This is a genomic window from Streptomyces sp. NPDC060002 (assembly GCF_042737245.1).
In the GTDB taxonomy this organism is placed as follows: domain Bacteria; phylum Actinomycetota; class Actinomycetes; order Streptomycetales; family Streptomycetaceae; genus Streptomyces.
The window spans coordinates 1-22441 of sequence record NZ_JBHWUW010000020.1; the positions used below are offsets into that span (position 1 = coordinate 1).

16 protein-coding genes are annotated in these 22441 nt (G+C 69.3%); 6 read left to right on the plus strand and 10 right to left on the minus strand.

Going from position 1 to position 22441, the window contains the following annotated elements; genetic code table 11:
* Nucleotides 1-89 precede the first annotated feature (89 nt).
* Nucleotides 90-1376: a ribonuclease D gene (locus ACFWBD_RS19255; RefSeq protein WP_385667947.1), complete on the plus strand. Its 1287-nt coding sequence runs from the start codon at nt 90-92 to the stop codon at nt 1374-1376.
* A 72-nt stretch (nt 1377-1448) separates the two neighbouring features.
* Here ACFWBD_RS19255 and ACFWBD_RS19260 read toward each other — a convergent pair whose 3' ends face one another.
* The 3 genes from ACFWBD_RS19260 to ACFWBD_RS19270 are packed head-to-tail and all read right to left on the minus strand — an operon-like array spanning nt 1449 to nt 4566.
* Nucleotides 1449-2279 carry a carbohydrate ABC transporter permease gene (locus ACFWBD_RS19260; RefSeq protein ID WP_385667949.1) on the minus strand — a complete coding sequence of 277 codons (831 nt, stop codon included), beginning with the start codon at nt 2277-2279 and terminating at the stop codon, nt 1449-1451.
* Nucleotides 2276-3247, minus strand: a complete 972-nt coding sequence (locus ACFWBD_RS19265; RefSeq protein ID WP_385667951.1) for a carbohydrate ABC transporter permease — start codon at nt 3245-3247, stop codon at nt 2276-2278. The genes ACFWBD_RS19260 and ACFWBD_RS19265 overlap by 4 nt, the downstream gene beginning before the upstream one ends.
* Nucleotides 3247-4566 carry an extracellular solute-binding protein gene (locus ACFWBD_RS19270; RefSeq protein ID WP_385667953.1) on the minus strand — a complete coding sequence of 440 codons (1320 nt, stop codon included), beginning with the start codon at nt 4564-4566 and terminating at the stop codon, nt 3247-3249. The genes ACFWBD_RS19265 and ACFWBD_RS19270 overlap by 1 nt, the downstream gene beginning before the upstream one ends.
* Nucleotides 4567-4747: 181 nt before the next feature.
* Here ACFWBD_RS19270 and ACFWBD_RS19275 point away from each other — a divergent pair, with 181 nt between their 5' ends.
* From ACFWBD_RS19275 to ACFWBD_RS19290, 4 genes are all read left to right on the plus strand, one after another.
* Nucleotides 4748-7120, plus strand: coding sequence for a glycoside hydrolase family 2 protein (locus ACFWBD_RS19275; RefSeq protein WP_385667955.1), 2373 nt, complete (start codon nt 4748-4750; stop codon nt 7118-7120).
* Nucleotides 7117-8166, plus strand: coding sequence for a LacI family DNA-binding transcriptional regulator (locus ACFWBD_RS19280; RefSeq protein WP_385667957.1), 1050 nt, complete (start codon nt 7117-7119; stop codon nt 8164-8166). The genes ACFWBD_RS19275 and ACFWBD_RS19280 overlap by 4 nt, the downstream gene beginning before the upstream one ends.
* 146 nt (nt 8167-8312) lie before the next feature.
* On the plus strand, nt 8313-9539 hold the full coding sequence (locus ACFWBD_RS19285; protein ID WP_351759388.1) for an acetyl-CoA C-acyltransferase: 1227 nt from the start codon (nt 8313-8315) through the stop codon (nt 9537-9539).
* Nucleotides 9536-11662 carry a 3-hydroxyacyl-CoA dehydrogenase NAD-binding domain-containing protein gene (locus ACFWBD_RS19290; RefSeq protein ID WP_385667959.1) on the plus strand — a complete coding sequence of 709 codons (2127 nt, stop codon included), beginning with the start codon at nt 9536-9538 and terminating at the stop codon, nt 11660-11662. The genes ACFWBD_RS19285 and ACFWBD_RS19290 overlap by 4 nt, the downstream gene beginning before the upstream one ends.
* Nucleotides 11663-11782: 120 nt before the next feature.
* Here the strand turns inward: ACFWBD_RS19290 and ACFWBD_RS19295 are convergent, their stop codons facing one another.
* Entirely contained in the window at nt 11783-12799 is a 1017-nt protein-coding gene (locus ACFWBD_RS19295; RefSeq protein WP_385667961.1) for a hypothetical protein, read from the minus strand.
* 79 nt (nt 12800-12878) lie between these two features.
* Between ACFWBD_RS19295 and ACFWBD_RS19300 the strand changes: the two genes are divergently transcribed.
* A complete protein-coding gene (locus ACFWBD_RS19300) occupies nt 12879-13250 on the plus strand; it encodes an NTP pyrophosphohydrolase (RefSeq protein ID WP_385667963.1) in 372 nt (123 codons plus the stop codon).
* A 79-nt stretch (nt 13251-13329) separates the two neighbouring features.
* On the opposite strand, the gene ACFWBD_RS19305 is transcribed toward ACFWBD_RS19300, so the two are convergent.
* The 6 genes from ACFWBD_RS19305 to ACFWBD_RS19330 all read right to left on the minus strand — a co-directional run bounded on the left by ACFWBD_RS19305 (nt 13330) and on the right by ACFWBD_RS19330 (nt 22028).
* The gene (locus ACFWBD_RS19305; RefSeq protein ID WP_385667965.1) at nt 13330-14853 is read right to left on the minus strand and encodes an amino acid permease; all 1524 of its coding nucleotides are present in this window, start codon (nt 14851-14853) and stop codon (nt 13330-13332) included.
* A gap of 157 nt (nt 14854-15010) precedes the next feature.
* Complete coding sequence (dxs, locus tag ACFWBD_RS19310) at nt 15011-16936, minus strand: 1-deoxy-D-xylulose-5-phosphate synthase (protein WP_385667967.1); 1926 nt, start codon at nt 16934-16936, stop codon at nt 15011-15013.
* 192 nt (nt 16937-17128) lie between these two features.
* Nucleotides 17129-18520: a sugar ABC transporter permease gene (locus ACFWBD_RS19315; protein ID WP_385667969.1), complete on the minus strand. Its 1392-nt coding sequence runs from the start codon at nt 18518-18520 to the stop codon at nt 17129-17131.
* Nucleotides 18517-19308, minus strand: coding sequence for an ATP-binding cassette domain-containing protein (locus ACFWBD_RS19320; protein WP_385667971.1), 792 nt, complete (start codon nt 19306-19308; stop codon nt 18517-18519). The genes ACFWBD_RS19315 and ACFWBD_RS19320 overlap by 4 nt, the downstream gene beginning before the upstream one ends.
* Nucleotides 19309-19604: 296 nt before the next feature.
* The gene (locus tag ACFWBD_RS19325; RefSeq protein WP_385667973.1) at nt 19605-20693 is read right to left on the minus strand and encodes a sugar ABC transporter substrate-binding protein; all 1089 of its coding nucleotides are present in this window, start codon (nt 20691-20693) and stop codon (nt 19605-19607) included.
* Between the two features lie 135 nt (nt 20694-20828).
* Nucleotides 20829-22028, minus strand: coding sequence for an ROK family transcriptional regulator (locus tag ACFWBD_RS19330; RefSeq protein WP_351759407.1), 1200 nt, complete (start codon nt 22026-22028; stop codon nt 20829-20831).
* Between the last annotated feature and the right edge of the window lie 413 nt (nt 22029-22441).

Below are 22441 nucleotides of genomic sequence, written 5' to 3' on the forward strand. Positions count from 1 at the left end.
CCCGGACTTTACTTTTTACCCACCCCCCGCCCCCCCCCTCCGTAAGGTTCCGGGGGCGGGCGCCGTCCATACACAGATACCCTTGACAGGTGACCGACGCCCAAGAAACCGCAGCAGCCAGTTCACTGCGAACCACCGGAGGCGCCCCTCCGGACGACGGCGGATCAGCTGATTCCGGGGCGCCGACACCTTTGCTCGAACCGCGCGAGGGCATCCCTCCCGTGATCGCCGACGAGGCGTCCCTCGCCGAGGTGATCGCCGCCTTCGCCGCCGGTACCGGCCCCGTCGCCGTGGACGCCGAGCGCGCCTCCGGCTACCGCTACGGACAGCGCGCCTATCTGGTGCAGCTGCGTCGCGAGGGCGCCGGCACCGCACTGATCGACCCCGTGGGCTGCCCCGACCTCTCCGCGCTCGGCGAGGCGCTGTCCGGCGCGGAATGGGTGCTGCACGCGGCGACCCAGGACCTGCCGTGTCTGCGCGAGATAGGCATGGTGCCGACGCGGCTGTTCGACACCGAGCTGGCCGGACGGCTCGCCGGGTTCCCGCGGGTCGGCCTCGGCGCGATGGTCGAGGGAGTGCTGGGCTTCGTCCTCGAGAAGGGCCACTCCGCGGTGGACTGGTCCACCCGGCCGCTGCCCGAGCCCTGGCTGCGGTACGCGGCTCTCGACGTCGAGCTCCTGGTCGACCTGCGCGACGCGCTGGAGAAGGAGCTGGACCGGCAGGGCAAGCTGGACTGGGCCCGCCAGGAGTTCGACGCCATCGCGTCCGCCCCGCCGGCCGAGCCCCGCAAGGACCCGTGGCGCCGTACGTCCGGCATGCACAAGGTCCGCCGGCGGCGGCAGCTGGGTGTCGTGCGGGAGCTGTGGGAGACGCGGGACCGGATCGCGCAGCGGCGGGACGTGTCGCCGGGGAAGGTGCTGTCGGACGCCGCCATCGTGGAGGCGTCGCTGTCGCTCCCGGTGAACGTGCAGGCGCTGGCCGCCCTCAACGGGTTCGGGCACCGGATGGGCCGGCGCCAGCTGGAGCAGTGGCAGGCGGCGGTCGACCGGGCGAAGGCGCTGAGCGAGTCGCAGCTGCCGCAGCCGGGGCAGCCGGTGGCGGGCCCGCCGCCGCCGCGGGCCTGGGCGGACAAGGACCCCGTGGCGGCGGCGCGGCTGTCCGCGGCGCGGACCGCCGTCTCCGCGCTGGCCGAGGAGCTGAACATGCCGCAGGAGAACCTGATCGCTCCGGACGCGGTGCGGCGGGTCTGCTGGGAGCCTCCGGCGGCCGACGAGGAAGCCGTCGCCGGTGCACTCGCTTCGTACGGGGCGCGGCCGTGGCAGGTGGAGCAGGTCGCGCCGGTGCTCGCCGAAGCGCTGTCGGGTGAGGATGCCTGACCGGCGCCGCCCCGTCCGGGTGCCTGAGCAGGAGCTGCGCGAGCCCCACGAAGCTGCGCGAACCGCAAGCGGTTACCTCGTCGCTCCTCTCATGAAACCGTTGTAGATGTATTTCTGGAGGGCGAGGAAGACGATCAGTGTCGGCAGGATGACCAGCACCGCTCCTGCCGAGATCGTTTCCCAGTGGGCGGCGTAGGGGCCCTTGAAGCGGAACAGGGACGTCGAGATCACGCCAAGATCTTGTGAGGGCATGTAGAGGAAGGGGATGTAGAAGTCGTTGTAGACGGCGATCCCCTTCACGATCACGACCGTCGCAATTGCCGGTTTCAGCAACGGAAAGATGATTTTCCGGTAGATCGTGAAGGCATTGGCTCCGTCGAGCCGGGCGGCTTCGTCCAGCGAGATCGGGATCGAGCGCACGAACTGCAGGAAAATGTAGATCGAGACGATGTCCGTCCCCATGTAGAGCGCGATCGGGGCCCAACGGGTGTCGAACATGCCGAGGCTGTGGACGATCTGGAAGGTGGCCACCTGGGTGGTCACCCCGGGAACCAGCGCGGCGACCAGGAACAGGGCGATCACCAGTTTTCGGAAACGGAAGGTGAACCGGTCGATCGCGTACGCCGTCATCGACCCGATGAGAACGGTTCCGCCGACCGAGACGACGAGGATGAACGCGGTGTTGCCGAACGCCGTGAGCATTCCGCCGTCCTGGAACGCCGTCACGTAGTTGTGGAAGTTGAACAGGTCGTGCGGCAGCGTGAGCGCCCCGCTGCCGTTCGCCGTCTCGTTCTCGGTCTTCAGCGATGTCAGGAGTACGACGCCCAGCGGGAGCAGGACGACCAGCGTCGCGGCGATCAGCGACACGTACACGAGAGTCCGGGCCACGGCACGGCGTGTCATACGAGGTCCACCCTGTCGTCGGGGACGAGACGTCGCTGCACCCAGGTCACCAGCAGGATGATCAGCAGCAGCACGACCGCCGCCGCCGAGGCGAGCCCCGTCTTGTTGAACTGGAAGGCCAGCTTCACGGTCTGGATCACGAAGGTCTCGGTACCGGTCGCCCCGCCGGTCATGATGTACGGGATCTCGAAGGCCGAGAGGGAACCGGAGACGGACAGGATCACCGTCAGGGTCAGCACCGGCTTGATGCCGGGCAGGATGATGTAGCGGAACTGGTGCCAGCGGCCGGCACCGTCCAGTTCGGCCGCCTCGTACAGCTCCCCCGGGATGGACTGGATCGCGCCGAGGAACAGGACGAAGTTCATACCGAGGTAGCGCCAGATCGAGACGCCCGCGAGCGAGACGTTCGCCGAGGCCGGGGTGCCCAGCCAGGCGTGGTCGGTGTGGTATCCGAAGAGGCCGAGAACCGTGTCGAGGGTGCCGCCGTCCTGGAAGAAGTAGAGGAAGACGAAACCGATTGCTACGCCGTTCACCAGGGATGGGAAGAAGAGCACGCCTTTGAAGAAGTTCCGGAAACGGACGGTGAAACTCAGGATCGTCGCGAAGTAAAGCGCGGCGACGATCTGGATCACCGAGGCAACAAGGTAGTAGCCGCTTACCCAGAAGACCTGGAAGAGGTCCTCCCTGGTGAAGATCTCCGTGTAGTTCTCGGCGCCCGTGTAGTGCAGTTCGGGGCTCACGCCGTCCCAGTCGGTGAAGCTGTAGGCCACCATGTTGGCGATGGGCGCGTAGGTGAACGTGATCAGCAGGGCGAGCGGGGCGAGCAGGAAAAGCCAGGGGGTCACCAGCCGCCAGGTGCGCGCCCGGCGCGGGGCCGGCGCGGGAGCGGCGTACTCCGAAACCGGTTTCACGGCCTCGGGGTCCCTCTGCTCACGGTGCGCCGGGGTGTGCGTGTGCGCGTGCGCCATCAGTCGCTCACGTTCGCTTGCGTCTCGGTCCACTTCTTGCCCAGGTCACCGAGGAAGTCGTCCAGGCTGCCCTTCTTGGCGCCGCGTGCGAGATCGACGAGGTCCTGGCGGTACTCCGGCTTGTAGATGCCGACCTCGGACTGGTCGTCGATGAGCTTGACCTTCGCGCCCGCGGAGTCGTCCAGCTCGATGAGCTTGACGCCCGCCTCCTCGTACGGCTTCAGCACCTCGGGCATGGCCGCGTCCTTGAGCGGGGAGATCGCCAGGTTGTCCTTGTCGTAGCCGGACGTGTCGGTGAACCAGTCGATCCAGGCGCGGGCCGCCTCCTTGTGCGGGGAGTGGACGTTCACGGCCTGGTTGTAGTCGGGGCCCACGGTCGCGCAGAAGGCTCCGTCCGTCTGGGCGGGAAACGGCATGAAACCGATGTCGTCCGGGTTCACGCCGGCCTTCTTCGCGGCGTCCTGGAACTGGATGATCGCCCAGGTGCCGAGCCACTGGGTGGCGATCTCGCCCTTGGCCGTCCGGGGTTTGGACTCTTCCCAGTTACTGGTCGTCGGGTCCTTCTCGGCGAGGCCCCGCTTGACGATGTCGTGCAACAGCGTGTCCCCGACCCGCAGGTCGGAGCCCTCGGCCCAGGGGTCGTCCTCGGCGAGCTTCGTGGTCGCCTGCGGGTCGCAGTGGACCGCGCCGTCGACGTACGTCCACGAGGTCAGCGGCCACTGCGCGGCGAAGTTGGTGTAGTAGGGAACCGCGTCGGTCCTCGCCTTGATCGCCTTCAGGTCGGCGAGGAACTCGGCCGGGGTGGTGGGCCATTCGGTGACCCCCGCCTCCTTCCAGACCCGCTTGTTGTAGACGAAGCCGGGCATCACACCGACCGGGCTCTGGCCGTAGACCTTGCCGTCGACGGTGGTGAAGTCGGTGAAGCGGTACTTCTTGCCGCGTTCGGCGGCGGTCCCGAGGGAGGCGAAGAACTTCGGGTAGTCGTCCTTCTTGATGACCGCGGGGATCAGCAGGACATCGCCGTAGTCGTCCGTGTTCATCCGGATCTTGATCTCGGCCTCGTAGTTGGTGAGGGCCTGGAACTCCACCTTGACCTTGGGATAGGTCTTGTTGAACTCGGCGGCGTACTTCTTCATCGTGCCGTCCTGCACGAGGTCGGTGCGCACGGTGAGGACGGTGATGGTTCCGCTGACCTTCGAGGGGTCGTCGGGCGCCTTGGCGTCCGCGCCCTTCGCGCTGCCTCCGGTGCCGGTGCAGCCCGGGAGCAGCAGGGCGGCTCCCACGACCGTGGCGAGGACCGTGACTGTACGGCGGTTCATGTGCATCACTTCCGTTCTCGGGATGTTCTCGGGACGGACGAGCACGTGCGGGTTGGTCGAGCACAAGCGGGTTGGCTGATTCGGCACTCTGACAGCGCTTTCTCAACCGGTAAAGTCCGATTCCCGCCAACGATGCAGAAGTGGCGCTCAGTTGTGGGCTTGACCGGTTTAGGGAGTGCGCATGCTGGAGGCCTCACCGCTCGACGACGGATGGCACCTGCGGCACGGGGGAAAGCCGCTTCCGGCCGTGGTGCCCGGCTGTGTGCACACCGATCTGCTCGCCGCCGGGGTGATCCCGGACCCGTTCCTCGGCGAGGGTGAGAACGAGGTCGCGTGGGTGGGGCGGCGCGAGTGGACGTACGAGAGGGAGCTGCCGGCCGTGCCGTCCGGGCACGAGCAGACCGACCTGGTCTTCGACGGACTCGACACGGTCGCGGAGATCACCCTGAACGGTCAACTCCTCGGCAAGGTACGGAACATGCACCGCTCGTACCGCTTCGACGTGACGGGGCTCGAGGGACCGCTGGCCGTCGGGTTCGTCTCCGCCTACGCCGAGGCGGAGGCCGTCCGCGGCAAGGTCGGTGACCGCCCGGCCGCCTACTCCGAGCCGTACCAGTACCTCCGCAAGATGGCGTGCTCGTTCGGCTGGGACTGGGGGCCCACCCTGGTGACGGCCGGGATCTGGCGGCCGGTACGGCTGGAGCGCTGGTCGACGGCACGGCTCGCCCGGGTGCGCCCGCTGGTGAGGGTCGAAGAGGGCGTGGGGATCGTCGAGCTGCGGGTGGAGGTGGAGCGGACCCGGGTGGAGGCCGGGCTCACGCTGGAGGCCCGGGTGGCGGGGCGGTCGGTGCGCGCCGAGGTGACGGGAACCAGCAGTGTCGTGCGCGTCGAGGTGCCGGACGCGGAACTGTGGTGGCCGCGCGGATACGGCGGGCAACCGTTGTACAACGTCGAGTTGACGTTGCATCACGGAAGTGCGCCGCTCGATGTCTGGCGGCGGCGCGTCGGGTTCCGCAGCGTCGGACTGGACACCTCCGCGGACGCCCATGGAACCGGTTTCACCCTGGTTGTCAACGGGGAGCGGCTCTTCGCCAGGGGCGTGAACTGGATACCGGACGATGTGTTTCCGTCCCGGGTGACCCGGGAGCGTTACCGGAAGCGGTTGCGACAGGCGGCCGACGCGGGGGTCGACCTGGTCCGGGTCTGGGGCGGCGGTATCTACGAGAGCGAGGACTTCTACGACGCCTGCGACGAGTTGGGCCTGCTGGTGTGGCAGGACTTCCCGTTCGCGTGCGCGGCCTATCCCGAGGAGCAGCCGTTGCGGGGCGAGGTGGAGGCGGAGGCCCGCGAGAACGTCGTACGGCTGATGCCGCATCCGTCGCTCGTGTTGTGGAACGGCAACAACGAGAACCTGTGGGGGTTCAGAGACTGGAAGTGGGAGGAGCGGCTCGGCGGGGACTCCTGGGGCGAGGGGTACTACCTGGGCGTGCTTCCCCGCGTCGTGGCCGAGTTGGATCCGACCCGGCCGTACACGGCGGGGAGTCCGTGGTCGGGGTCATGGGAGCACCATCCGAACGACCCGGCGCACGGGACGCACCACTCGTGGGAAGTGTGGAACCGGCAGGACTACGCCGAGTACCGGTGTGAAGTGCCGCGTTTCGTAGCCGAGTTCGGCTGGCAGGCACCGCCCGCGCATGCGACTCTGCGGCGGGCGCTGCCGGGCGAGGAGCTCGCGGCGGACTCCCCCGGCATGCTGCACCACCAGAAGGCCGAGGACGGCAACGGCAAGCTGGAGCGCGGCCTCGCCCGTCACTTCATCGTCCCTGACGGGGACTTCGACCGTTGGCATTACCTCACGCAGGTCAACCAGGCGCGGGCCGTGGCGACCGGGATCGAGCACTGGCGGTCGCACTGGCCGGTGTGCGCGGGCACGATCGTCTGGCAGCTCAACGACTGCTGGCCGGTGACCTCCTGGGCGGCGATAGACGGGGACGGGAGGGAGAAACCGCTGTACCACGAGTTGCGGCGGCTCTATGCGGACCGGTTGCTCACGTTCCAAGTGCGGCGTGCCGAGCTGGTGTTGGCGGCCGTCAACCAGTCGGCCGAGCCGTGGGCGGGCACGTTGTCGTTGCGGCGGCTGTCCGTGGAGGGCGAGGTGATCGGCGCGGCGAGCGTGGAACTGGCGGTCGGCGCCCGGGTGGTGGGCGAGGTGCGGGTGCCGGCGGAGCTGGAGCCGGCCGGGGCGAAGGAGTTCCTGGTGGCGGACGCGGACGGGCTGCGGGCCGTGCGCTTTCCGGTGCCCGACCGCGACATCCCGTACAAGGAGCCGCAGTTCGAGGTGGCCGTGGCGCCGGGGAGCGTCACGGTGACGGCCCACACCCTCGTACGGGATCTGCTGCTCCAGGCGGACCGGCTGGGGCCAAAGGCGCGCGCCGACCGGGGGCTCGTGACCCTGCTGCCCGGGGAACGGGTGACCATCGGGGTCGAGGGCTGGGAGACTCCGGATGCCGCCGCCGCCCGGGCCGCGCTGTACTGCCAGGAGCCCGCTCGATGACAGCGTCCCCCTCGCCCCGCGTCACCATCAAGGAGGTCGCGGCGCGCGCCGGCGTGTCCAAGGGTGCCGTGTCGCTCGCCTTCAACCACAAGCCGGGGCTGTCGGAGGCGACCCGGGACCGGATCTTCGCCGCGGCGCGGGAGCTGGGCTGGGAACCGAACCTCACGGCGCGCTCGCTGTCGAGTTCGCGGGTGGACGTGGTGGGGCTCGCGATCTGCCGGCCGGCGCGGATGCTGGGCCTGGAACCGTTCTACATGGAGTTCGTCTCCGGGGTGGAGAGCGTGCTGACCGAGCACTCCTGTTCGCTCCTGCTGAGGCTGGTACGCACCGTCGAGGAGGAGTCGGGGCTCCTGGAGTCGTGGTGGCGCGGGCGCCAGATCGGCGGCTCGATCCTGGTCGACTTCCGGGCCGACGATCCCCGGGTGGCGGCGGCCGAGCGGCTCGGGATGCCCGTGGTCGCGGTGGGGCACCCCACGCTGACCGGGAGCCTGCCGTCCGTGTGGACCGACGACGCGACGGCGGTGACGGAGGCGGTGCGTTATCTCGCGGCGCTCGGGCACCGGCGGATCGCGCGGGTGGGGGGCGCGGCCGCGCTCGGGCACACGGTGATGCGGACCGCGGCCTTCGACGCGGCGGCGCGGACTCTGGGGCTGGCCGGGGCGTGGCAGGTAGCCACGGACTACTCCGGGGAGGCGGGGGCACGGGCGACCCGGTCGATGCTGACCGCCGCCCCGGCGGACCGGCCGACGGCAATCGTTTACGACAACGACATCATGGCGGTGGCCGGGCTGGCCGTCGCCGCCGAGATGGGGCTCGGGGTGCCGGGCGACGTCTCCCTCCTCGCCTGGGACGACTCCCAGCTGTGCCGGCTCACTCATCCGACGCTCTCCGCGATGAGCCATGACGTGCACGGATTCGGCGCGGAGGCGGCGCGGACGCTGTTCGGCGTGATCACCGGGTCGGGTACGGGATCGCATCCCGTGCCGACGCCCGTCCTGACACCGCGGGGCTCGACGGCGCCGCCGCGGGGCTGCGTGCGCGGGTGACCTCCGACCCGTTCCGGGTGTGACGTTCGCCGCTTGGCCCTCCGGGACTGGGCAGCTACGTTACCCACAAGTAGCATGGGTCCTGAGCGCGCGCTCAGCGTTTGCGTGCCGCAGCAGTGCCATCCCGCACCTGGAGGAGAGCCATCGTGCCTCGTACCGTCAGGGACGTCGTCTTCGTCGACGGCGTCCGTACCCCGTTCGGCAAGGCGGGCCCGAAGGGCATCTACCACGAGACCCGGGCCGACGACCTCGTCGTGAAGGCGATCCGGGAGCTGCTGCGCCGCAACCCCGGTCTCGACCCGAAGAAGATCGACGAGGTCGCCATCGCCGCGACCACGCAGATCGGCGACCAGGGCCTGACCATCGGCCGTACCGCCGGCATCCTGGCCGGTCTGCCGACCTCCGTGCCCGGCTACTCCATCGACCGCATGTGCGCGGGCGCCCTGACGGCCGTCACCGCGGTCGCCGGCTCCGTCGCCTTCGGCGCCTACGACATCGCCATCGCCGGTGGGGTCGAGCACATGGGCCGCCACCCGATGGGTGAGGGCGTCGACCCCAACCCGCGGTTCGTCAGCGAGAAGCTGGTCGACGAGTCCGCCCTGTTCATGGGCATGACCGCCGAGAACCTGCACGACCGCTACCCGCAGATCACCAAGCAGCGCGCCGACGAGTACGCCGTGCGCTCGCAGGAGAAGGCCGCCAAGGCCTACGCGAACGGCAAGATCCAGGCCGACCTGGTGCCGGTCTCGGTCCGCCGCACCAACCCGGACGCCGGCGAGACGGGCTGGGGCCTGGTCACCGCCGACGAGCCGATGCGCCCGGGAACGACGCTGGAAAACCTTTCCGGTCTCAAGACCCCGTTCCGTGTCCACGGCCGGGTCACGGCCGGAAACGCGGCCGGTCTGAACGACGGCGCAACCGCTTCCCTCATCGCGTCCGAGGACTTCGCCCGCGAGAACAACCTGCCGGTCAAGATGCGCCTCGTCTCGTACTCCTTCGCGGGTGTCGAGCCGGAGGTCATGGGCTACGGCCCGATCCCGGCCACGGAGAAGGCACTGGCCCAGGCCGGTCTGTCCATCTCCGACATCGGCCTCTTCGAGGTCAACGAGGCCTTCGCCGTCCAGGTCCTGGCCTTCCTCGAGCACTACGGCATCGCGGACGACGACGAGCGCGTCAACCAGTACGGCGGTGCGATCGCCTTCGGTCACCCGCTGGCCTCCTCCGGCGTCCGTCTGATGACGCAGCTGGCCCGCCAGTTCGAGGAGCAGCCCGACGTCCGCTACGGCCTGACCACCATGTGCGTCGGCTTCGGCATGGGCGCCACGGTCATCTGGGAGAACCCGCACTTCGAGTCCGCCGGAGGCGACAAGTGAGCACCACCGAACTCCTGAAGGGCGCAGCCGAGCTGTTCCCGGACGAGGTCGTCACCCAGGCGCACGTCCGTCACCTGGACCTGCCGTTCGGCGCGGGGCGCTTCGCCCTGATCACGCTGGACAACGGTTTCGACCACACCAAGCCGACCACCTTCGGCCCGCAGTCCCTCGCGAACCTCGACTCCGCGATCGACCAGGTCGAGAAGGAGGCCGCGGCCGGCGAGATCGTCGGTATCGGCGTCACCGGCAAGCCGTTCATCTTCGCCGTCGGCGCGGACCTCAAGGGCGTCGAGCTCCTCAAGGAGCACCAGGACGCGCTCGCCATCGGCAAGGGCGGCCACGAGGTCTTCAAGCGCCTGTCGGGCCTCGCGGTCCCGACCTTCGCGTACTACAACGGTGCGGCGATGGGCGGCGGCGTCGAGGTCGGTCTGCACTGCGCGTACCGCACTGTTTCGAAGGCGCTTCCCGCGTTTTCCCTCCCCGAGGTGTTCCTCGGCCTGGTGCCCGGCTGGGGCGGCTGCACCCTGCTGCCGAACCTGATCGGCGCCGACAAGGCCGTCTCGGTGATCATCGAGAACAGCCTCAACCAGAACAAGCAGCTCAAGGGCCAGCAGGTCTTCGACCTGGGGATCGCCGACGCGATCTTCGAGGGGGCGGACTTCCTGGAGCAGTCGCTGATCTGGACGGCGAACGTCCTCAAGGGCGACGTCGAGGTCGAGCGCCCGGCGATCGACCGCGGTGAGGCCTGGGACCAGGCAGTCGCACGCGGCCGGTTCGTCGCGGACAGCAAGGTGCACGGCGCGGCCCCGGCCGCCTACCGCGCCCTCGACATCATCGCCGCCGCCAAGAACGGCGACCTTCAGCAGGGCTACGACGCCGAGGACGTCGCGCTCGCCGACCTGATCATGGGTGGCGAACTGCGCGCCGGCATCTACGCGTTCAACCTGGTGCAGAAGCGCGGCAAGCGCCCGGCCGGCGCCCCGGACAAGTCCCTGGCGCGTCCGGTCACCAAGGTCGGCGTCGTGGGCGCGGGCCTGATGGCCTCGCAGCTCGCGCTGCTGTTCCTGCGCCGTCTCGAGGTGCCGGTCGTGCTGACCGACATCGACCAGGAGCGCGTCGACAAGGGTGTGGGCTACGTCCACGCCGAGATCGAGAAGCTGCTCGGCAAGGGCCGCATCAACCAGGACAAGGCCAACCGCCTGAAGGCCCTGGTGACCGGTGTGCTGGACAAGGCCGAGGGGTTCGCCGACGCGGACTTCATCATCGAGGCCGTGTTCGAGGAGATCGGCGTCAAGCAGCAGGTGTTCGCGGAGGTCGAGGCGGTCGCCCCGGCGCACGCGATCTTCGCCACGAACACCTCCTCGCTGTCGGTCTCCGAGATGGCGTCGAAGCTGAAGAACCCCGAGCGGGTCGTGGGCTTCCACTTCTTCAACCCGGTCGCGATCCTGCCGCTCCTCGAGATCGTCCGGGGCGAGCAGACCGACGACGCCTCGCTGGCCACCGCCTTCGCCGTCGCCAAGAAGCTGAAGAAGACCGCGGTTCTGGTGAAGGACGCCCCGGCGTTCGTCGTGAACCGCGTTCTCACCCGTTTCATGGGCGAGGTGCAGAACGTCATCGACGAGGGCACCCCGGTCGAGGTGGCGGAAAAGGCGGTGGAACCGCTCGGCCTGCCGATGTCCCCGCTGGTGCTCCTCGAGCTGGTCGGTCCGGCGATCGGTCTGCACGTCTCGGAAACCCTCAACCGGGCGTTCCCGGACCGTTTCACGGTCTCCCCGAACCTCGCGGCCGTCGTCAAGGCGGGCAAGCGCGGCTTCTACGTCTACGACAGCGGCAAGCCCGAGCTGGACCCCGAGGTCTCCGCGCTCCTGGAGCAGGGCGACACCGTCCTGACCGAGGAGCAGGTGCGGGCGCGTGTCCTGGACGCGGTGGCGCAGGAGATCGGGCTCATGCTCGACGAGGGCGTTGTCGCCGAGGCGCAGGACATCGACCTCTGCCTGATCACGGGCGCCGGCTGGCCCTTCCACCTGGGCGGCATCACGCCGTACCTGGACCGCGAGGGTGTATCCGAGCGAGTGAACGGCACGAAGTTCCTGGCGCCGGGCCTGGCCTCGGTTCCGGCGTAACCGTCGTCACCGTTACAGCCGTCCTGCGTCCCAGGACGTGAAGAGGGCCTCCGCCGGTGGCGGAGGCCCTCTTTCCTGCGCTCGAGCCGCTCTGTCGGGAGCGTCAGCCGTTGTTCCGCGTCACACCGTCCGCCAGGCCATCAGGGCCAGGCCGGGCTCGTCCTTGCGGCGGGTGAGCTGGAGCAGACCGGTCGACGGGGACAGGGCCGCCGCGACCACCCGTTCCTCGTGGTCCTTGGCGAGCGCCACCACGGCGTCGGCGGGCAGTTGGGGGCCCGACTCGGCCCACCAGGCGCCCGCCGACTCCCGTTCGGTCGGATACGCCGCGAAGGCGACCCTGCCGCTCGCGGAGCGCTGGGCGAGCAACGTGCAGTCGTGACCGTCGAGTTCGGTGCGGATCGCGGCGACCGGGCCGGGTCCGGCGGCGGCGAGCACGGAGACGGGCTCGGTACCGGGGCGCCACGCGCACACGTCACCGGAGTCGTCGGTGTAGAAGAGGGTGGTGTGCTCCGGGGAGGTGGCCAGCGCCCGGAGGGTACGGGGCCTGACCGGTGCCTTGAGGGGCTCCTGGAGCACCGGCTGGGCGCCCGGCGCCTCCTGGCGCCAGTGCAGGATCCCACCGGAGACGGCCGCGTACGCCTGGACGCAGCCGGACTCCCCCGTCACCGCGATCGGCGGCCCCTCGACGCCCTGCCCCTTCAGGTCGCGCCACGGGTCCCAGCCGCCCTTCTCCTTCTGGGCGACCATGCACAGTCCGGTGCCGATGTTGGGGGCGAAGACATGCGCGCGTCCCTGGGCGTCCACCGCGACGGCGGGCGTGCCGGTGCGGTCGCCCTTCTTGTTGGGATGGCCGATGGGCGTCCAGTCCAGGGCGGCGAGGTGCGGCCGGAAGTGCGCGGAGTGCACCAGGCCCGCCTCCCCCTTCACCGTGGGCCGCCAGGAGGCCAGATGCGCGTAGCCGTCGGCGCCCTGGCCGACGGCCGGGGCCGGACAGACCTTCTGGTCGCCGCCCACCCTGCGTGGGGCCTCCCAGGGCCCGCCCGGGGTACGTTCCGCCCGGCACAGGACGGCGTCGTCCGACGTCAGATAGACACCGAGCCGCCCGTCGCGGCCGCGTATGAGCCAGTCGCCGTTCACCCGATCACTTTATGTCGGCCCCTTCGCGGCGCCTGCGCGAGGGTCACTCCCGCGGGGCCGTCCGTGCGACGCTGGGCCCATGGACGACAACGCCGCGCTGCTCGTGATCGTCGACGCCGCGAACGTCGTCGGGTCGGTGCCCGACGGGTGGTGGCGGGACCGGCGCGGGGCCGCGGAGCGCCTGCGCGACCGGCTGGCCGTGGACGGGCTGCGGGGGCACGAGGGTCCCCTGGAGATCGTCCTCGTCGTGGAGGGCGCGGCCCGCGGGGTGGAGCCGGTGCCCGGCGTCCGGGTGGAGGCGGCGCCCGGCAGCGGGGACGACCGTGTCGTCGAGCTGGTCGCCGGGTCCGTGGAGCGCTCCCGGCTGGTCGTCACGGCCGACCGCGAGCTGCGCCGCCGGGTGACGGAGCTGGGCGCGGACGTGACGGGCCCGCGCTCGGTACGGGACTGAAGCGGCGCGCGGCCGAAGCGGCGAGGACCCACCGGAGCCGGCCCCCGCGTGGACAGTGCGGGGCCGGGCTCCACAGGCGTCACACGGTGTCGTCGCGGCCCGGCTCGACGGCCCCGCCGGCGGTCGCCTTCTCCCGCCGTCCCAGACGGCTGTGCGAGCGGCCGTAGAGGAAGTACACGACGAAGCCGATGACCATCCAGATGCCGAACCGCAGCCAGGTCTCGGCGGGCAGGTTGAGCATCAGCCACAGCGAGGCGCACACCGACAGGATCGGGAGGAAGGGCACCCATGGGGTCCGGAAGGACCGCGGCAGGTCGGGACGGGACCTGCGCAGGATGATCACGCCGAGCGCGACGACCACGAAGGCGAAGAGGGTGCCGATGTTCACCAGCTCGGCGAGTTCGCTGAGGCTGGTGAAGCCGGCGAGGATCGCGATGAGGACGCCGAGCAGGATGGTCGGCCGGTGCGGGGTCTTGAACCGCGGGTGGACATGGGAGAAGAAGCGCGGCAGCAGTCCGTCGCGGCTCATCGCGAAGAAGACCCGGGTCTGGCCGAGGAGCAGGATCATGCAGACGGTGGTCAGGCCGACGGCGGCGCCGAAGCTGATGAAGCCCGCGAACCAGGGGTGCCCGGTGGCCTTGAAGGCGTCGGCGAGCGGGGCGCTGACCGACAGCTTGGTGTAGTGCTGCATCCCGGTGACGACGATCGACACGGCGACGTACAGGACCGTGCAGATGATGAGGGAGCCGATGATGCCGCGGGGCATGTCGCGCTGCGGGTTCTTGGTCTCCTCGGCGGCCGTGGCGACGACGTCGAAACCGATGAACGCGAAGAAGACGACGGAGGCGGCGGTGAAGATGCCCATCACGCCGAAGTTGGAGGGCGCCCAGCCGAACATCAGCTGGATGAGCGGGGACTGGAGTCCGTTGCCCGCATCGACGGCCTGCGCCTTCGGGACGAAGGGGTCGTAGTTGTCGCCGTTGATGAAGAAGGCGCCCGCGATGATCACGGTCAGGACGACGGTCACCTTGATGGCGACCACGACGGAGGTTACGCGCGCGGAGAGCTTCGTGCCGATCACGAGAATGACGGTCAGCACCAGGACGAGGGCGGCGGCCAGGATGTCGAAGCCGAAGCCGTCGGCTCCCTCTCTGCCGCTGAGCGCCGCCGGCAGGTGCCAGCCCGCGTTGTCGAGCAGCGAGGCGATGTACCCGGACCAGCCGACGGCCACCACCGCCGTGCCGAGCGCGAACTCCAGGACCAGGTCCCAGCCGATGATCCAGGCGGGGAGCTCTCCGAGGGAGGCGTACGAGAAGGTGTACGCCGAGCCGGCCACCGGCACGGTCGAGGCGAACTCGGCGTAGCAGAGCGCGGCGAGCGCGCAGACGACCCCGGCCACCACGAAGGCCAGAGCGACGGCGGGACCGGCGTTGTTCTTGGCCACCGTGCCGGTCAGGACGAAGATGCCGGTGCCGATGATGACGCCGACACCGAAGACGGTCAGATCGAGCGCGGACAAGGATTTCTTGAGCGCGTGCTCGGGTTCCTCGGTGTCGAGGATGGACTGTTCGACCTTCTTCGTCCGGAAGAGGGTGCTGCTCACGGGGTACCTCCCACGCAGTGTCGTCCTCGACATGATCGAGAGGGGGCGTAGACCGTATGCCCCGACGCGGGCGAGTTAACGCGAATGGGCCGGTTCAACCACTCTTCACAGTGGTTGAACCGGCCCATCCGGGTGTGTCGGCCTGCCCGGTACGGCGTCAGTCGCGCGCGGACTCCACGGAGTCGACGTCGGCGGCCGTGCTGCCGTACTTGCCGTCGAGCCTGGAGACCAGCCCGGTGACCTGGCGGGCGATGTCGGGGGCGGTGAGCCCGATCTCGGCCATGACCTCGGCGCGGGAGGCGTGGTCGAGGAAGCGGGGCGGGATGCCGAAGTCGCGCAGCGGGACGTCGACGCCGGCGTCGCGCAGTGCCTGGGCGATCGCCGAGCCGACGCCTCCGACGCGGGAGTTGTCCTCGACGGTGACGACCACGCGGTGCCGCTCGGCGAGCGGGGCCATGGCCTCGTCGACGGGTTTGACCCAGCGGGGGTCGACGACCGTGGTGGTGATGCCCTGCCGGTCGAGGAGGGTCGCGATCTCCAGGCACATCGGGGCGAGGGCGCCCACGGAGACCAGCAGCACGTCGGGGGTGTCGGTGCCGCTCTCGCGCAGTACGTCCATGCCGCCGACGCGTCCCACGGCGGGTACGGCGGGGCCGACGGCGCCCTTGGAGAAGCGGACGACGGTCGGCGCGTCCTCGACCTCGACGGCCTCGCGCAGCTGGGCGCGGACCTGGTCGGCGTCGCGCGGGGCGGCGAGCCTGAGGCCCGGGACGACCTGAAGGATCGACATGTCCCACATGCCGTTGTGGGAGGCGCCGTCGGTGCCGGTGACGCCGGCCCGGTCCAGTACGAAAGTCACACCGCACTTGTGGAGGGCGACATCCATCAGAACCTGGTCGAAGGCACGATTGAGGAATGTGGCGTACACCGCGAACACCGGATGCACCCCGCCCGCCGCCAGACCCGCGGCGGAGACGGCGGCGTGCTGCTCGGCGATGCCGACGTCGTAGATGCGGTTCGGGAAGGCGTCCGCGAACTTCTTCAGGCCGACCGGCTGCAGCATCGCCGCCGTGATCGCGACGATGTCCTCGCGCTCCTTGCCGAGCTCGACCATCTCGTCGCCGAAGACCGAGGTCCAGTCGGCGCCCGAGGCCTTGATCGGCAGACCGGTGTCGGGGTGGATGGGGCCGATGCCGTGGAAGCGGTCGGCCTCGTCCTGGAGGGCGGGCTGGTAGCCGCGGCCCTTCTCGGTGAGGCAGTGCACGATGACCGGGCCGCCGAAGCGCTTGGCGCGGGCCAGCGCGGACTCCAGGGCCTCGATGTCATGGCCGTCGATCGGGCCGACGTACTTCAGGCCGAGGTCCTCGAACATGCCCTGGGGGGCGATGAAGTCCTTCAGGCCCTTCTTGGCTCCGTGCAGGGTCTCGTAGAGGGGTCTGCCGACGACGGGGGTGCGCTCCAGCACCTCCTTGGTGCGGGCGAGGAAGCGCTCGTAGCCGTCCGTCGTACGCAGGGTGGCGAGGTGGTTGGCCAGGCCGCCGATGGTGGGCGCGTACGAGCGCTCGTTGTCGTTGACGACGATGACCAGCGGGCGGTCCCCGTCGGCGATGTTGTTCAGCGCCTCCCAGGCCATGCCGCCGGTGAGCGCGCCGTCACCGATGACGGCGACCACGTGGTCGTCGCGGTCGAGGATCTGGTTGGCCTTCGCGAGGCCGTCGGCCCAGCCGAGCACCGTGGAGGCGTGGCTGTTCTCGATGACGTCGTGCTCGGACTCGGCCTGAGAGGGGTAGCCGGAGAGGCCGCCCTTCATCTTCAGCCGGGAGAAGTCCTGCCGGCCCGTGAGCAGCTTGTGCACGTAGGACTGGTGGCCCGTGTCCCACAGCACCTTGTCCTTCGGGGACTCGAAGACCCGGTGCAGGGCGATGGTGAGCTCGACCACGCCGAGGTTGGGGCCGAGGTGGCCACCGGTCTTGGAGACGGCGTCGACGAGGAAGCTCCGGATCTCCTCTGCCAGCTGGTCCAGCTCCTCCGGGCTGAGCCGGTCCAGATCACGCGGTCCCCTGATGCGGGTCAGCAGCGGCACCCGTGCCTCCTTGCAGTAAAAGCTGATCGAGCTGTTGCCGGGCTCGTCGAGTCTAATGTTCCGCCCGGGCGGACGGACTCCGGCCCATGGGTCATAGGTCACGCGAACGGCCGTACCCAGGATGAGCCTTTCCTATGACACGACTGTGCCCGGCATCCGTTCGGATGCCGGGCACCTCGGTCGCCCGGAGCGCTAGCTGCGACCGGCGGCCATCTGACTCCTGCGGGAGACGGAGTCGATGACGACCGCGCCGAGCAGAACACCACCGGTGATCATGTACTGGATCGAGGTGTTCATGTTCAGCAGGTCGAGACCGGTCCGGATGGACTGGATGACCAGCATGCCCAGGAGGGCGGACCAGACGGTACCGCGACCGCCGAAGAGGCTGGTGCCGCCGATGACGGCCGCCGCGATGGCGAGCATCAGGGTGTCGCCTGCGCCGGCACTCAGCGACGCGCCCGCGGTCTGGCCCGCGAAGAACATGCCGCCGACCGCCGCAAAGCCGCCGGAGATGGCGAACACGGTGATACGGACCATCGGGACGTTGATACCGGCACGGCGGGCGGCCTCGATGCCGCCGCCGACCGCGAACACCTTGCGGCCGTACGTCGTACGACGCAGCACGAAGTCCACGATCACCAGTGCCGCCAGGAAGATCACCAGCGCGTTGGAGACACCGGAAGCGTTGTTCAGCACGGCGGCGGACACGAACGCCGCGACGGCGAGCGCGCCCACGCGCAGCAGGATCTCACCGGTCGCGCGGAACGGCACGCCCGCCGCCCGGCGGCGGCGCTGCTCGCCGAAGTTGCCGACCAGGGACAGCACGACGGCGAGACCGGCCAGGATGTACGCACCGATGATGGCCTGGTCCATGAAGAAGGAGTTCTGGCCGAACAGGTGGATCGGACCGGAGTCCGACGGCAGGTTGATCGTGCCGCTGGAGCCCAGCAGCCACAGCATCAGACCGTTCCAGGCGAGGAGGCCTGCCAGGGTCACCACGAAGGCAGGTACGCCGATCTTCGCGAAGAACCATCCGTGCAGGGCGCCGATGGCGGTACCGGTGACGATCGTGAGAACCAGCGAGAGCCATGGGTTCATGCTGTGGTCCACCACGAACACGGCGAACAGCGCGGACGCCAGACCGCTGACGGAGCCGACCGACAGGTCGATCTCGCCGAGCAGCAGCACGAATACCAGGCCGATGGCGAGCATGCCGGTGGCCGACATGAAGTAGCTGATGTTGGAGAGGTTGTCGGCGCTCAGGAAGCGGTCGTTCTTCAGCTGGAAGATGGTCCAGATGATGATCAGACCGAGGACGACCGGGATCTGGCCCAGCTCGCCGCCCTTGACCTTGCGCTTGAATTCGGTGACGTAGCCCTTGAGGCCCTCTTCGCGGATCAGCAGCCGCGGGTCGACGACGGTGATGGGCGCGGCCGTCGGGTCGTCGGCGGGGGCGACGGTCTCCTGACCCTCGACCACGCCCTCGGCCTTCTGGACCTTGGTGGCCGTCGGGGCCTTATCGGTCTTCGGGCCCTTCCCAGGCTCCGAGGAGTCGCTCTTCACGGTCTTGGACGTGTCGCTCACTTTGCCGCCTCCGCGGTGCGACGCCCCGCACGACGGGTCACGGCGTTCTCCGTGGCACCCGTGATCGCGGCGATGATCTCTTCGTGGCTGGTGTCCTTCACGGGGAAGGAGCCGTTGTTCTTGCCCAGACGCAGGACGGCCACGGTGTCCGCGACCGCCTTGACGTCGGCCATGTTGTGGCTGATGAGGATGACGCCGAGGTCGCGCTCGCGCAGCCGCTCGACCAGGTCGAGGACCTGCGCGGTCTGCTCGACGCCGAGCGCGGCCGTGGGCTCGTCGAGAATGACGACCTTCGGGTTGCCGATCAGCGCGCGCGCGATGGCGACGACCTGGCGCTGACCGCCGGAGAGACTCGCGATCGGGATGCGCACGCTCGGGATGCGGATGGAGAGCGTGGACAGCAGCTCCCGGGAGTTCTTCTCCATCGTCACCTCGTCGATGACGCCGCGGCGCAGCAGCTCACGACCGAGGTAGAGGTTGCCGACCACGTCGAGGTTGTCGCACAGGGCGAGGTCCTGGTAGACGGTCGCGACGCCGAGTCCCTGGGCGTCGTGCGGCCGGTTGATGCTGACCGGCCTTCCCTCCCACTCGATGACGCCCTCATCAATGGGGTGGACACCCGCGATCGTCTTGACCAGGGTGGACTTTCCTGCGCCGTTGTCGCCCACCAGGGCGACCACTTCTCCGGCGTGAACCTCCAGCTCGACGTCGGTGAGTGCCTGAACCGCACCGAATCGCTTGGAGACTCCGCGCAACGCCAGCACGGGCGTAGCGGACACGTGAACCATCTCCTTCGCCGCCTGACCGGCGGGGATGCCGCGCGCAAAGACAGGCGCGGAGGGATGTGCGCGACACGCGGGGTACGCGATGCCGTCGCACGAGGTTTACAAGATGAACATGCGTGAATCCGCTGCGCTTGGCAACGGTTCCGTCCGACGCCCACCCCGGCAGCGGGGTATGAGGTGGGGCGGGCGTCGGACAGGTCTCACGGGACCGCTGAGCGGTCGGCGGGACCCGAGGGCCGGCTCGAGAAACGACTCGAGAGGGGCCCTCGGGACCGGGTGCCTACGGGCGGACCGGCGGACTACTGGAGACCGGCGGCCTTGCAGGCGGCGGCGTACTCGGCGGTGCAGATGTCCGCGGCGGTGTACAGCCCGTCCTTGACGACCGTGTCCTTGATGTTGGCCTTGGTGACCGACACCGGGGTCAGCAGCTGCGAGGGGACCTTGTCGCCGGAGCCGCTGGTCAGCGTCTCGGTGGCCAGGGACTTGATGTCCTTGCCCTCCAGCAGGTCGACCGCGAGCTGGGCGGCCGCCTCGGCCTCGGGCTTGAAGGCCTTGTAGACGGTGGAGGACTGGGTGCCGGCGACGATGCGCTGGATACCCGCGAGCTCCGCGTCCTGACCGGTCAGCGGGATGCCGCTGATCTTCGCGCCCTTGAGGGTGTTGGCGATGCCGCCGGCCATGCCGTCGTTGGCGGCGTAGACGCCCGCGATGTTCTTGGCGCCCAGCTGGGTGATGGCCGCGGACATCTTCTGGGCGGCGACGGTGTCCTTCCAGAGGCCGGACTGCTCGTAGGCGATGGTGACCTTGCCGTCGAGGACCTTGTGCGCGCCTTCCTTGAACTGACCGGCGTTCGGGTCGGCGTCGTCACCGTTGATCATGACGATCTTCGACTTGGTGGTCGCCTTGGCGCCGAGGGCGTCGAGCAGGGCCTGGCCCTGGAGCTCGCCGACCTTGACGTTGTCGAAGGAGACATAGGCCGAGACGGGGCCCTGAGCGAGGCGGTCGTACGCGACGACCTTGACACCCTTGTCCACCGCGGACTGGATCGAGGACTTGATCGCGGCGGAGTCCTGGGCGGAGATCACGATGACCTTCACGCCCTTGGTGACCATGTTGCTGACCTGCTGGGCCTGCTTGGCCGGGTCGGCCGCGGCGTTCGCGTACTCGAGCTTGCAGTCGGAGCAGAGCGCCTTGACCTTGGCGTCGAAGTACGGCTTGTCGAACTTCTCGTACCGCGCGGTGACGCTGTCGGGGAGCAGCAGGCCGATGGACTTGTCGCCCGAGCTGCTGCTGCCGGAGTCGCTGTCCTTGTCGTCGCCCGCCTTGCCACACGCGGCAATCGAAAGCGCCATGGACACGGCGGTGGCGCCGATCACGACTCTACGCATCGTTGCGTTCATTTGAGGTGTGCCTCCCTGACAGGGCCGCAACGCTGCGGCCGAGGTGGCTCGAAGTCAACTCGGCCGCAAGTTCGACGTCAAGAAGTAAATACTTAACGAGATGGCAACGGCCTCATTCGTTCTCTAAGTGAAGGCAGGTGTCGCCGCGGTCAGCGTGCCGTCCAAAAGGGTTGAATCGCCCATCTCGCTCAACGCGAGAGCGAGCGCCCCCAGCACCTCCGCGCGGCCGCCAAGTGCCCCTGGGAGAACGGAAAGTTGACGCGCCGCACTCGGGATCGCATAGCGGCCGACAGACTCCCTGATCGGACCGAGCACCAGCTCACCGGCCTCGGCGAGATCACCGCCCAGCACCACCCGGCTCGGATTCAGCAGGTTGCAGAGATTGGCGACTCCACTGCCGATGTGTCGGCCGACGTCGGCGATCACCCGACGGCAGCCCGGATCACCGTCCCTCGCCAGCCGCACAACGCCTTCCATCGTCAGATCCGTGCCGTGGCTGGACTGGAGGAGCGGGAGCACATAGCGCGCCGCCGCGAAGGTCTCCAGGCAGCCCCGATTTCCGCAGCGGCAGACCGGGCCGGACTCGTCAAGTGTAATATGTCCGATTTCTCCGGCGGTGCCACCGGGACCCCGGTAGATCTTGCCCTCGATCACCAGACCGGCACCGACACCGCTCGCGACCTTGATATACGCGAGATCACGTACGCCTCTGCCGCTGCCCCAGACCATCTCGCCGAGGGCACCCAGATTGGCGTCGTTGTCCACGTGCACGGGTACGCCGAGTCGGCCTCTCATCTCCTCGGCGGGTCTGGTGCCGATCCAGCCGGGCAGGATGGCGGACGAACCCAGCGTCCCGGACTCCAGATCGATCGGTCCGGGCACGCCCAGACCGACTCCAGCGACCTTCTCACGGTCCACCCCGGTGGCCTCGATCAGCCGGTTGACCAGCTGTTCCGCCCGGTCGAAGCCCTGTGTCGAGGAGGCGTCCACATCGAGCGGCTCAGACTCCTCCGCGAGGACCTGGTGCGCCAGGTTGCCTACGGCGACCCGTAGGTGGGTATGGCCGAAATCCACCCCGATGACGATGCCCGCGTCGCCGCTCAGACTGACGCTGCGAGCCCTTCGTCCACCCGCCGAGGTGGGGGTCACCTCGACGGTTCCGCCGTCCTTGAGTTCACGCACGATGTTGGAGACGGTCGCGGCGGACAGACCGGTGGTCCGGGCGATCTCCGCTTGCGTCAGGGACCCTGCCAGACGCACTGCGCGTACGACCCGCTCCAAGTTGGCTCGGTGCAGCGACGACTGCGACCCCGGAGTCTCCACGACGACCTCCTGCGCGCGGGACCGCTTCAATGAGGCCCCGTCTATGTCCAACTAGTGAACTCTAAGCTGAGCCGTTCGGGTCGCCTCCCGTCAAGAGGTTGAACAGTATCCGCATGCGTGCGAAGAGACACGGAGGGTGTCCGAGCCACGGTTGCGGGGCGTGCGGGAGCGGCTGCGGGGCGTTGCGGCCAGGGCTCGGCCCGGGCGGGAGCGGGGGGAAGACAGGTGGTGAAAGCGGGCGGGACGGGGTGAGCGCCCGGGGAGAGCGCGGGGCGGCAGGCGCAAGGGTGAGAGTCAGAGGGCCAGGTAATGAAGGCGAAGCCGGCCTTTCGCCACCCCTCTTCGGCCGGCCCCCGTACCGCGGCCATGGCCAAGCGACAGCCACGGCCGCCATCGGAGTCCGTGCGGGGAAC